Here is a 12,485-nt window from a genome sequence, read left to right on the forward strand (position 1 = left end):
ATTGCCCTCCTATTTAAAAAATGAAAAAAGCAAAGCAGTCTAGCGAAAAAGTCCCAAAACATAGGAGTGTAGAGATGAAACAAGAAGTAATGAAAATCGTTCACCAACGGCAACTAGCACCACGAATCTATGAAATGACACTGACCGGGGAATTAGTCAAAGAAATGACACGACCTGGACAATTCCTTCATATTCGGGTACCCCGAGCAGATTTGTTGTTGCGCCGACCAATCAGTATCAACCAGATCGATCAATCACAAAAAACTTGTCGTATCATCTACCGTGTAGAAGGAGACGGAACAAAGCATTTCGCAGAATTGACTGCTGGTGATTCTTTAGACGTCTTAGGGCCTTTAGGGAATGGCTTCGATCTTTCAGGATTAACGAAAGAAGATGAGGTCTTCATTGTCGGTGGAGGGATCGGTGTGCCTCCTTTATACGAACTATCGAAACAGCTGAAGGAACGAGGCGTCAAAGCGATTCACTTTCTAGGCTTTGCTTCACAAGAAGTAATGTATTATGAAGAAGAATTTCTAAAGCTAGGTGATACAAGGATCGCAACAGATGACGGCACCTATGGACTGCATGGGAATGTCGGTAATCTATTGCTTGCGGCAAAAGATAAGCCTGCTGCTGTTTTTGCCTGCGGTTCAAATGGATTACTAAAGACAGTGGAACAGCTTTTCGCCGGTCATCCTAACGTCCAACTGTCATTAGAGTCTCGCATGGCTTGCGGTGTCGGTGCATGTTACGCATGTGTCTGTCATGTCCCAGGCGATGAAACAGGAACGAAAAGCTTGAAAGTCTGTGATGAAGGACCGATTTTCCAAGCAGGAGAGGTGATTTTATGAGTAACCCTTTAGCAGTTAAACTTCCAGGATTAAACTTGAAGAATCCGATCATGCCAGCAAGTGGTTGCTTTGGATTTGGCAAAGAATATGGCAAATACTACGATTTGAACCAGCTTGGCGCGATCATGGTCAAGGCGACGACACCTAAAGCGCGCTTTGGTAATCCCACGCCGCGAGTAGCAGAAACACCATCTGGTATGCTCAACGCGATCGGGTTGCAAAATCCTGGAATGGAAGTGGTCATGGAAAAATCGCTACCTGAATTAGCCACCTATAAAGATTTGCCGATCATAGCAAATGTCGCTGGCGCCTGTGAAGAAGACTATGTTGAAGTTTGTGGCAAGATCGGTGATGCACCGAATGTCCATGCCATCGAACTGAATATCTCGTGTCCAAATGTCAAACATGGCGGAATTGCTTTTGGTACTGACCCAGATGTGGCGTTCCAACTGACACAAGCGGTGAAAAAAGTGGCGAATGTCCCTGTCTATGTCAAATTATCTCCTAATGTGACGGATATCGTGCCAGTGGCACAGGCGATTGAAGCTGGCGGCGCCGATGGGTTTACGATGATCAATACCTTGCTGGGGATGCGTATCGATCTGAAAACTAGAAAACCGATTCTTGCCAATCAAACAGGCGGTCTCTCAGGACCAGCGATCAAACCGGTGGCTATTCGTTTGATCCATCAAGTGGCAAGTGTCTCAAACTTGCCGATCATTGGGATGGGCGGTGTGCAAACCGTTGATGATGTACTGGAGATGTACATGGCAGGTGCAAGTGCAGTTGCTGTTGGGACAGCCAACTTTACCGACCCTTATATCTGTCCAAAACTGATTGCAGACCTACCAGCGAGAATGAGCGAGTTAGGCATTGAGTCTTTAGAGCAATTGATCAAAGAAGTGAAAGAAGGTAGAAATCAATGAATCAACGACCAATTATTGCTTTAGATTTTTCATCTTGGCAAGAAGTAGAAACCTTTATGCAACGTTTCCCAGAAGACGAAAAGTTATTCGTTAAAATCGGTATGGAGCTCTTTTATCAAGAAGGACCAATCATCGTTCGTTGGTTAAAAGACGCTGGACATGACGTTTTCTTAGATTTGAAATTACATGATATCCCAAATACCGTGGAAAAAGCGATGCGAGGCCTAGCAAAATTAGGCGTAGACATTACTTGTGTCCATGCTGCCGGCGGTATCCGTATGATGGAAGCGGCGATGCGTGGCTTGACAGATGGAACACCCGAAGGTAAGAAACGACCTTTACTTTTAGCAATCACGCAACTGACTTCCACAAGTGAAGAAGAGATGCACCATGATCAACTGATCGAAGTACCCTTAGAAGAAAGTGTGATCCACTACGCAGCTTGTGCAAAAGAAGCAGGTTTAGATGGGGTCGTATCTTCAGCACTTGAAGTGGCATCGATCAAAGCAAAAGCAGGTGACACATTTACGTGTCTAACCCCTGGCATCCGACCGGAAGGAACAGTTGCTGGTGACCAAACCAGAATCGTGACACCAGCCCGCGCAAAAGAAATCGGCTCAACCTTTATCGTTGTCGGTCGACCAATCACACAAGCAGAAGATCCTTACCAAGCCTATCAAACAATCAAAGCAGAATGGAGTCGTTGATCTATGAATATCGAACAAACTATTGCCAAAGACCTTTTAGAAATCGAAGCTGTTTTCTTAAGCCCAAACCAACCATTTACTTGGGCAAGTGGCATCAAAAGCCCCATCTATTGTGACAATCGCATCACGATGAGTTATCCAAAAGTAAGAAAAGAAATCGCTCAAGGATTAGCTGAAAAAATCAAGCAAGAATTTCCAGAAGTCGAAGTGATTGCTGGAACAGCAACCGCAGGAATCCCTCATGCAGCTTGGGTAGCTGAGATCTTAGACTTACCAATGGTCTACATTCGCAGCAAAGCGAAAGCTCATGGCAAAGGGAACCAAATCGAAGGACGGATCTTTGAAGGACAAAAAATGGTGGTCATTGAAGATTTGATCTCAACAGGTGGAAGTGTGTTAGAAGCCGCTGAAGCAGCTAAACGAGAAGGTGCAGATGTTTTAGGTGTCGCAGCTATCTTTACTTACGAGTTGCCAAAAGGAAAAGCTAACTTTGAAGCAGCGGGTCTACCATTGGTTACTTTGACGAATTATTCTGTGCTGATCGAATTTGCTTTAGAAAACAAAACCATCGACGAAACAGAATTAGCTTTACTAAAAGAATGGAAAAAAGATCCTGAGAACTGGGTGACGGATTAATTAGAACAAAGGGCGAAAAACAATTGTTGTTTCAGCCCTTTTTCTATTTGTGGAACAGCCAACTCTTTATGATACATAGTGAAAACTATTCTTTTATAAATGAAAACCTCTAAAGATAATAAGCTGAAAATTTGCGAATTCAAGTTATTTAATGATAACATTATCGGAAAAGTCATCTCAAGGAGGAGGAATCTTTATGGGATTGAATGAATTTATTTTAGGACTAAATAACTTAGAAAGAATCACACGGGCGCCAGGTTTCTTCAAACATACTGAACATACCGTCGCGGCTCATTCGTATCGTGTGGCTTCGATCGCGCAAGTTTTAGGGGATATCGAAGAACTCCATGGGCAACCAATCGATTGGAAACTCTTATATGAAAAAGCGCTGAACCATGATTACACTGAACGTTTTATCGGCGACATCAAAACACCGGTAAAATATGCAAGTAAAGAGTTGCGGGGGATGCTACAGACCGTCGAAGAAAAAATGACGGATGAGTTCATCAATCAAGAAATTCCCGAAGCTTTACAAGACGTCTATCGTCGCCGCTTGTTCGAAGGAAAAGACGATACGGTCGAAGGCGAATTATTAGCAGTTTCAGATAAAATCGATTTGTTGTACGAATCATTTGATGAGATCAGTAAAAACAATCCGGAAAAAGTCTATAAAGAGATGTTTATTGAGGCAGTCACAACGATCAAAGGCTTCGACCATCGACCTTCCGTCCAATATTTTTTCAAGGAGATCTTTCCGGAGTTGCTCAATCAAGAATTCTATGGAAAAGAGGATTTCTTAGCAGCTGTGTCAAACATTGTCAAAAAAGAAAAAGAATAGTCGAAGTGCCTTGTAGGTAACTGATTCAGGAGGAATTTTAGTTGAAGAAGAATATGGATGTTGAGTGGGGTTATTCTGGTGAAAGAGGACCGGAACATTGGGCAGGATTGTGCGATTGGTTTGCAAAAGGAGCCGAATTTGAGTGGCAATCGCCCATTCCTCTAGTTACATGTGAAGAAAGCAGTGACACGAAAGAAACACTGTCTTTTCACTATCAGAAGCAACGCTTCACGGATAAAGAGTTCAAGAACACGATCCATCTTGTGCCATACGATCAAATCAGTTACGTTCTTTTCAATGAAGACAAATACTATTTGACCGACATCCATTTTCATATGCCGTCAGAACACGTCATCAATGGGAAACAAGAAGATATCGAGTTTCACTTTGTCCATACGAACGAACGACAAGAAAACTTAGTGGTTGGTGCGATGTACCATCTATCAAATGATGAGGGTTGGTTGTACGATCGCCAAAATGGCGACAAATGGGATCTTGATGCCCATGAGCATTGGACCGATGCCTCTGTCTTTTTCCCTGAGCAGAAAAGTCATTATCATTACGTTGGTTCATTGACCACTCCGCCAACGAGTGGGCCGATCCAATGGTTCGTCATGGATCAAGTCGGTCAATTGAATCGTGATTTTTTGATCCCATTCAAAGGACAATATGCGCAACCAAATAATCGTCCATTACAACCACTAAAGGAACGAAAAATTTATTATTACAAGGGGACGAAATGAACATCCAACAATTGAAATATGTCACTGCGGTAGCGAATAATGGAAGTTTTCGAGAAGCAGCAAAAAAATTGTTTGTTTCTCAACCAAGCCTTTCTGCAGCGATCAAAGAATTGGAAAATGAATTAAGTATCACTTTATTTACCCGCACGAATCGAGGTGCCTATCTAACAGAAGATGGTCAAGCCTTTTTAAAACGGGCGGAACGGATTTTAGTACAATTAGATTCTTTGGAAAACTATTACCAAAAAAGTGAAAAGCGAGAAAGCTTTTCGATTGCTTCACAACACTATGATTTTCTAGGACCATTGACTGCGCAACTGATCGAGACGTTTAAAGCAGAAGTGAAGCAGTTTCGGATCATGGAAACGACAACAGCAAACGTGATCGAAGAAGTCCAACAGCAGCAAAGCGAGTTAGGGATCCTTTATATGAATGACCATAATCGCACAGGGATCAAGCGTTACTTAGAACAAGGGGAATTAGTCGCGCAGTCTTTAGGAACATTTAAGACCCATATCTTTCTTAGACAGCGCCATCCACTTGCCCAGCAAGAAGAAATAAAGGTAGAAGAGTTAGCAGCATTTCCACAAGTTCGGTTTACACAAGATGGCAATAATTTTCCTTACTTTTATGAAGATCTAATTGAGATCCCTGAACAAGAATCGGTGATCTATACGAGTGACCGTGGCACGTTGATGAACATTGTGTTAGAAACAGATGCCTATGCTTCAGGCTCTGGCATCGTGATCGGGGAGATCAAAGAATATTTACGCTTGATTCCTTTAGCGGATAGTCCGATGAATGAGTTATATGTCATTTATTCTGGAAAGCAGCCATTAAGTGATATCGCCAAGAAGTTTATCACAAGTATCCAACAGGTGATGAAACAGATGAAGTAAGCTGTAAAAATCAAATAAACGTCTCAATAGACACTGTTGAGCAAAAAGATAAGCCGAAATATCAAAAATGGTTGATTTTCAGGCTTATTTTTTTGTGCTTGATTTGAAGCTGATAAAATTGTTGTAGTAGTGTACAGGATGTCACTACGCAGAAAATATGTTCCATAATAGAATTAGCAAATCGTTGGGTAACTATATGCCCATTGATTTGTAGAAAATAATAAAGGAGAATCAAAAAATATGAAAAAAGTAACAAAGGTGATGTTGGGTGTTGTTGGAGCGACGAGTTTAGGCTTATTTACAGGAGAACCCGTTGTCCAAGCCGATGAGTTGCTTCCGCAAATCGACGAAGGGTATTTAAAATCGGTCAATCAAAGTACGATCGATCGCATGAGTACGATGTCTTATGCGTTATCTTTTCAAATGTATCAATGGGGGGACATTGGTGTAAATGAAAGACTGACTGGTAATGAATACAATCCAAGAAATGTGTCTAGCCAAGCTTATTCGGTAGGAGTCAATAGTGATATGGGCACCAGACAAACATCAAGAACTGTTAACACAAGTGTATTCCACAATAGTACAAACCAAAATCAAACGTTTACGACACCTTCTTACTCGGAGACTTATACGGATTCAACAACAACTTCGACCACGCAATCTGCTGGGGTATCAACATCGACTAGCACAGAGATCCGTGTACCAATGTTTGGTTCTGCAACCATGGGTGTTGAATTGAGTTACAACTTTAGTACAACGACTTCACATACACGAGAAGTCAAAAAAAGTTGGACAGTTCCTGGTCAAGCCATCAATGTAAGACCTGGGCATACCGTGGAAGTCAATTGGGTATTTTATACTGGAGAAGCCACAGGATCAGTTAACTTAGAGCAACAGATCCGAGCAGATATCCCATACAAAAAAGATGCTGCTGGCCGCATCCATACATATGGTCTAGGAACTGTCGTTGGAGATCGCCAAGTACTTTCTGATAGTTATTGGAATCGTTACATTTCTGAAAGCCGCAACAATTGGAAACAAGTTAACGCCAATGTAGCAGGTCGTAGGATCGGCGGAGGAACGTATCGTGTCGATTATGGTTCTGGATTTGTATTAGAAGCCTTTGACCGTACAACTGGCACAAAAGAAATCATTGCGACAGGCTATCAAATTTAATTTGTCATTCGTATTTTGAACCACAAAAAAACCGATCGTCAGAAGTCATGACTTCTTGACGTCGGTTTTTTCAGCAAAATCAATCTTTCGTCATTGCTTGGATTTTTTCTTCCTCTGGCGTCACAATGATCGTTTTTTGGTTTTCGTAAATCACATAGCCTGGTTTAGCGCCATTCGGTTTGCGAATATGTTTGACTTGCACTAGATCCACAGGCACTTGTGCAGAGTGGCGATATTTGGAGTAATACGCAGCTAGTTCCGCAGCTTCCGTAATGGTTTCATCAGAAGGCTGATCACTCTTGATGATCACGTGAGACCCTGGAATGTTTTGCGCGTGCAACCAGTGATCCGTTTTTCTTGCAGTTTTCATAGTTAATTGATCATTTTGCAGATTGTTTTTACCAACTAAAATCTCAGTGCCGTCAGAAGAGAAGTAGCGATCAGGTTGAGAAGGTTTTGCTTTCTTTTGTTTTTTGTTTGTTTTCTTTTTCAAGTAGCCCTCTGCTAATAGCTCTTCTTTGATCACTTCGATATCCATCGGTCCAGCAATCTCCAATTGCGAAAGGACAGATTCAAGGTACTGGATCTCGCTTTTCGCTTCTTCGATTTGTTTCCCGATCAATTTGACCGCATTTTTAAGTTTTTGGTAGCGATGAAAGTACTTTTGCGCATTCTGATTAGGTGTTAAGGCGGGATCAAGAGCAATCCGGATTGGTTGATTCTCTTCATAATAATTCGCCAAGGTCACTTCAGTCGCACCACGAGGAACTTGAGTCATAAAAGTCGTCAATAGTTCGCCATCACGACGAAACTCTTCCGCATTTTCTGAATCAAGCAAGGTCTGCTCGCGCTTTTTCAATTTATTGCGATTACGTTTCAGTTCATTTTCGATTTTACGGATCAGTTCGCCGCCTTGTTGTTTTGCTCGATCTTTCTCCGCTTTTTCCTGGTAAAACGCATCTAACAACGCGCTTAATGTGGCGTACTCTTGTGATGAATCGGCTTGTTTCGCCAGTTCTTGATAAGCAATCGGCGTAAAGTATTCTTTTGTGCCGACTTCATAGTGTGTGGGTGTAGGTTGATCGATCGCAGTAAAGAATTCTTCCCAGACAGCCATTTTTTCATTCGGTCGCTGATTGATCCGTTCGATCAATTCTAATGCAGTGTCATGGCCCAATCCTTGAAATGCTTGTTGTAGTGCTTTTGCATTTGGCTCGATTTTTGATAGGCGTTCAAATACTTGTTCTTTTGTTGCTTCAAAAGGATCAAGTACCGCTTGTTCAGGTGGTGCGACATATTCGACACCAGGGAGTAACGAACGATACGTGTTTTGTGAGCTGCCAATATGCTTGATCGCGTCTAGGATCTTTTGTGTTTGTTGATTCACTAAAACGATGGTACTGTGTCGTCCCATCAATTCAACGATCAAAACAATATTTTGTAAGTCGCCTAGTTCATCCCGCTTTGAAAAATGGAAGTGGATTACTCGGTCATTTTTGATTTGCTTGATATTTTCTAAAATCGCACCATCTAAATGTTTACGCAACATCATCACGAAGTTCGGCGGATTTTCTGGATTTTGATAATCGATCTCTGTGATCTGGACACGGGCATAGCTTGGATGAGCAGATAACAACAATCGGTGGTTCTTTCCACGAGAACGAATCACCAAAATGATTTCATTTTCATACGGTTGGTGGATCTTTGAGACCCGACCAGATAATAGTGTTTCGCGCAATTCATGGATCATTGCATGGGTAAATACACCATCAAAGGACATGATTCATTCCTCATTTCTATTCATAAGTACACTTATTATAACGAAAAAAGAAAGGAAAGACCAATGGACCGGATGATTTCTTCTGTAAAAGAGAGAATAAAGAAAGAAATTACATGAAAAACTAGTGTTTTATTTCGTTCTTTCGCTTGATTTTAGGTATAATTAGAGAAAGAACAGGTGGGGGAAAAAAGAATGCAGCGATTAATGGTAGAGATAAAGGATAAAATCATAATGAGCTACACGAATTTATCAGAGGATTTTGAGCAACATCCTCAAAAATATTTCAGACGGATCGGTCTTCTTCTGAGCTGTTCATTTTTGTTGACGGTCGCGATGTTTTTCTTGCCGAGTAAAATCAAAGAAGCACAGGTGGATTCATTGATCTATTCCTCGATCCATTCCGAAAAGTTACAGCCTTTGCCATTTTCTTCCGCGCATCAAGAGATCACTGATAGTCGAGCCATCTCTGTCATGTTTAGTCTGCCAAAGGGTGAACTTTACAAGCAAGTGGTGGATATATTTGAAGATCCGCAACAAAGTAGTGAATTGAATCGATCGATTTTCTTCTATCCACTCGTTTATGATACCCAAGAATTAGAACAACGATATGGGATCGAAAAAGATAAAATCACTATTATTTTCTTTGATGGCGGAAAAGAGAGAAATCGCTTAGTCCTCTCTGATGAAAATAAAGAAGAACTTGAAAGAACTCTAGTTCCTGCATTGAATCGATTACCGTTGATCAACATCAAACAACTTGAAAAAGAATTAGCAAACGGCGAACAAGCGGAAGAAACAACAGAGAGTACCTTGGAGTAAGTGTAGCGGAATACTTAGTGATAAATAACAAAAAGTCAAAAAAATAAAAAATTAGTTGACGGATAAATAAAATTCGATTAGACTTAGGATAACACTTAAAGGAAAGGATGGTCCAAGATGAACTTATCAATTCAATTTTTATCAGAACATAAAAATAATTGGCGTAACTGGCGTAGATAAGTTGTATCAAGGGCGAACTTTTTCGTAGATACAACTTTTTAGAGTACAACAATGTACGATTCTAAAGTTTGTATCTATGCTGGACAAGAATTTGACGACCGCATAGATGGCTCTATGCGGTTTTTTGTTGGTAAAAGACAATGACCGTACCAGCGGTGATTGTCTTTTTTTTGTTCATTCGCTCGAAGTTACAAACGTAGCCGATTTATTTAAAAAAATACATAACAAAAAGGGGAAATAAAAATGAAAAATAAACGATTGATCGCAGTAATCGCACTGATACTTATCTATTTGACCGGTACATTTATCTACGAAACGATCAAGGATCAGCCACCTGTTGAAGGAAATCGAACAGGTGATAAGAAAGTTGTTGGGGTCTTACAGTTCGTTAGTCACCCTGCGTTAGATGAAATCTATCGGGGAATCAAAGATGGATTAAAAGAGTCAGGTTTGGAAGAAGGACGAAACCTAGAAATCAATTTCCAAAATGGTCAAGCCGACCAAAGTAAGTTAGCAACCATGAGCCAGCAATTGGTTCAAAATAATCCAGACGTTCTCGTAGGCATTGCGACACCAGCAGCACAAGCCATCGCAAACACCACAAAAGATATCCCGCTTGTCTTGGGCGCAGTGACTGATCCTGTAGGGGCAGGGCTAGTAAAAAGTTTAGAAGCACCAGGGGGCAACATCACAGGAGTTTCTGACCAACCGCCTGTGGAAGCGCAGATCCAGTTAGCGACAGAACTGTTACCAAAAGCAAAAACGGTCGGGATTCTTTATGCATCATCAGAAGACAATTCACGTTATCAAGTCAGCCAAGCAGAAGAAGCGGCAAAAGCCAAAGGACTAACACCAGTGAAGTATGCCGTCCCTTCAACGAATGAAATTGCACAAACCGTCCAAGTCATGAGCAAATCAGTTGATTTTATCTATGTTCCTTTAGATAACACGATTGCTAACGCAATGCAAACGGTCATCAAAGAAGCAAATAAAGCGGATATCCCAGTAATTCCTTCTGTTGATACGATGGTTGAACAAGGCGGATTAGCGACAATCGGGATCAATCAATACGAATTAGGTGTACAAACAGGTAAAATGGCAGCCGCTTTAGCAAATGGGAAAGAACCAGCCACCACCCCTGTCTATGTCTTTGATAAAGGCGATATCATCGTCAATGAAAAACAAGCAGAACTATTAGGAATCACGATTCCTGAATCCATCAAAAAAGATGCAAAAGTACTGACAGAGATCAAGGAGGAAGAACAATGATCGTATCCGCAATTTCACAAGGTATGTTATGGGCCATATTAGGTTTAGGGATTTTTATGACTTACCGCATTTTAGATTTCCCTGATATGACAACAGAAGGTTCATTCCCGCTTGGTGGGGCTGTCTGTGTAACAGCGATCACGCATGGCGTTAGTCCATTATTGGCAACGATTCTAGGGGTTTTGGCCGGAATGGCAGCTGGACTTGTTACAGGCTTACTTTATACAAAAGGAAAGATTCCAGTCATCTTAGCCGGTATCTTAGTCATGTCCGGTTTAAACTCCGTCATCTTGTTCGTGATGCGCACACCCAACCTTTCATTGTTGAATCATCCAGTCCTACAAGATGTGTTTCACGCACTACATTTACCGAATTATTTTGACACTGTCCTATTAGGATTATTATCGCTGGGCTTATTGATCAGCGTGTTGATCTTTTTCTTCAATACAGATCTAGGCCAAGGCTATATTGCCACTGGGGATAATGAGACAATGGCACGTTCATTAGGAATCAAAACCGACCGCATGAAAATCTTAGGTTTGACTTTATCTAACGGAGTCATTGCTTTATCTGGTGCTCTGATCGCTCAAAACGATGGCTATGCGGATGTCAATAAAGGAATCGGCGTGATCGTGATCGGACTAGCTTCGATCATCATCGGGGAAGTCATTTTCCAAGAGTTGACATTGATCGAGCGTTTACTAGCAATCGTTGTCGGAAGCATCATCTATCAACTATTGATTTTAGCTGTTATCAAATTAGGTTTTGATACGACTTATCTGAAATTATTCTCAGCGATCATCTTAGCGGCTTGCCTGATGATCCCACAAGTAAAACAAGCATTGAAATTAAAAACTGGCTTTGAAAAGGAGGTCTAACGATGACAGCTATCTTAACGATCAAAAATGGTAGAAAAGTAGTCAACAATGGGATGCACGAAGAAAAAGTATTATTGGATGATATCCAATTGACTATCAATGAAGGAGACTTTATCACTGTTCTTGGCGGTAATGGGGCGGGCAAAAGTACTTTGTTCAATACGATTGCCGGAACATTACAATTAAGTCAAGGTGGGGTTTATTTCAAAGACCAGCCAATCACTAAGTTATCAGAAGAAGCACGAGCTTTATTTCTATCACGCGTATTCCAAGACCCAAAAATGGGGACTGCACCACGGATGACCGTGGCAGAAAATCTATTGTTAGCCCAAAAACGAGGTGAGAAACGGACGCTTCGTTTGCGTCAATTGAAAAACCAAAAAGAAGCGTTCTATAAAATATGCCAAGAAGTAGGCAATGGATTAGAGCAACATTTGGATACACCTGCTGGCGAATTGTCAGGGGGGCAACGACAAGCCTTAAGTTTATTGATGGCAACGATCAAAGCGCCAGAATTACTTTTATTAGATGAACATACCGCAGCACTAGATCCTAAGACAGCCAAGCTGCTGATGGAATTGACCAACCAACGCATCACAGAGCAAAAGTTAACATGCTTGATGATCACGCACCGTATGGAAGATGCTTTGAAATATGGGAATCGCTTGATCGTCTTACAAAAAGGTCGGATCGTCAAAGACTTAGCGAAAGAAGAAAAACAAGCATTATCCATGAACGATCTCTTACACTTCTTCGAAGAAGTCATCGATTAGTCATTCGAGA

At 41.3% G+C, this 12,485-nt stretch carries 13 protein-coding genes; 12 read left to right on the plus strand and 1 reads right to left on the minus strand.

Annotated features, from left to right (window positions below):
* The first annotated feature begins 74 nt into the window (after positions 1-74).
* The 8 genes from IGJ14_RS06480 (at position 75) to IGJ14_RS06515 (ending at position 6,776) form a co-directional block, all read left to right on the plus strand.
* Positions 75-851, plus strand: a complete 777-nt coding sequence (locus IGJ14_RS06480) for a dihydroorotate dehydrogenase electron transfer subunit (RefSeq protein ID WP_019723951.1) — start codon at positions 75-77, stop codon at positions 849-851.
* A complete protein-coding gene (locus IGJ14_RS06485; protein ID WP_019723950.1) occupies positions 848-1,777 on the plus strand; it encodes a dihydroorotate dehydrogenase in 930 nt (309 codons plus the stop codon). Before IGJ14_RS06480 ends, IGJ14_RS06485 begins: the two co-directional genes overlap by 4 nt.
* The gene (pyrF, locus tag IGJ14_RS06490; protein WP_019723949.1) at positions 1,774-2,484 is read left to right on the plus strand and encodes an orotidine-5'-phosphate decarboxylase; all 711 of its coding nucleotides are present in this window, start codon (positions 1,774-1,776) and stop codon (positions 2,482-2,484) included. The genes IGJ14_RS06485 and pyrF overlap by 4 nt, the downstream gene beginning before the upstream one ends.
* Positions 2,485-2,487: 3 nt before the next feature.
* A complete protein-coding gene (gene pyrE / locus IGJ14_RS06495) occupies positions 2,488-3,120 on the plus strand; it encodes an orotate phosphoribosyltransferase (RefSeq protein WP_010735509.1) in 633 nt (210 codons plus the stop codon).
* 196 nt (positions 3,121-3,316) lie between these two features.
* Positions 3,317-3,958: a YfbR-like 5'-deoxynucleotidase gene (locus IGJ14_RS06500; RefSeq protein WP_019722833.1), complete on the plus strand. Its 642-nt coding sequence runs from the start codon at positions 3,317-3,319 to the stop codon at positions 3,956-3,958.
* Between the two features lie 41 nt (positions 3,959-3,999).
* Complete coding sequence (locus IGJ14_RS06505) at positions 4,000-4,701, plus strand: carbonic anhydrase family protein (RefSeq protein WP_019722832.1); 702 nt, start codon at positions 4,000-4,002, stop codon at positions 4,699-4,701.
* Positions 4,698-5,600 carry a LysR family transcriptional regulator gene (locus IGJ14_RS06510; RefSeq protein WP_019722831.1) on the plus strand — a complete coding sequence of 301 codons (903 nt, stop codon included), beginning with the start codon at positions 4,698-4,700 and terminating at the stop codon, positions 5,598-5,600. Before IGJ14_RS06505 ends, IGJ14_RS06510 begins: the two co-directional genes overlap by 4 nt.
* 240 nt (positions 5,601-5,840) lie before the next feature.
* Entirely contained in the window at positions 5,841-6,776 is a 936-nt protein-coding gene (locus IGJ14_RS06515; protein ID WP_430608421.1) for an ETX/MTX2 family pore-forming toxin, read from the plus strand.
* A gap of 79 nt (positions 6,777-6,855) precedes the next feature.
* Here the strand turns inward: IGJ14_RS06515 and efbA are convergent, their stop codons facing one another.
* Entirely contained in the window at positions 6,856-8,556 is a 1,701-nt protein-coding gene (gene efbA / locus IGJ14_RS06520) for a fibronectin-binding protein EfbA (RefSeq protein WP_019722829.1), read from the minus strand.
* 192 nt (positions 8,557-8,748) lie between these two features.
* Here efbA and IGJ14_RS06525 point away from each other — a divergent pair, with 192 nt between their 5' ends.
* The 4 genes from IGJ14_RS06525 to IGJ14_RS06540 all read left to right on the plus strand — a co-directional run bounded on the left by IGJ14_RS06525 (position 8,749) and on the right by IGJ14_RS06540 (position 12,475).
* Positions 8,749-9,375, plus strand: a complete 627-nt coding sequence (locus IGJ14_RS06525; RefSeq protein WP_029593979.1) for a hypothetical protein — start codon at positions 8,749-8,751, stop codon at positions 9,373-9,375.
* Between the two features lie 423 nt (positions 9,376-9,798).
* Positions 9,799-10,824, plus strand: a complete 1,026-nt coding sequence (gene trpX, locus IGJ14_RS06530; protein ID WP_019722827.1) for a tryptophan ABC transporter substrate-binding protein — start codon at positions 9,799-9,801, stop codon at positions 10,822-10,824.
* Positions 10,821-11,702 (plus strand): ABC transporter permease, encoded by an 882-nt coding sequence (locus IGJ14_RS06535; protein ID WP_019722826.1) that lies wholly within the window; start codon positions 10,821-10,823, stop codon positions 11,700-11,702. The genes trpX and IGJ14_RS06535 overlap by 4 nt, the downstream gene beginning before the upstream one ends.
* A gap of 2 nt (positions 11,703-11,704) precedes the next feature.
* Complete coding sequence (locus tag IGJ14_RS06540; RefSeq protein WP_019722825.1) at positions 11,705-12,475, plus strand: ABC transporter ATP-binding protein; 771 nt, start codon at positions 11,705-11,707, stop codon at positions 12,473-12,475.
* Positions 12,476-12,485: the final 10 nt, after the last annotated feature.

Source organism: Enterococcus sp. DIV1304_2 (assembly GCF_050555445.1).
Lineage (GTDB): Bacteria > Bacillota > Bacilli > Lactobacillales > Enterococcaceae > Enterococcus_B > Enterococcus_B pernyi.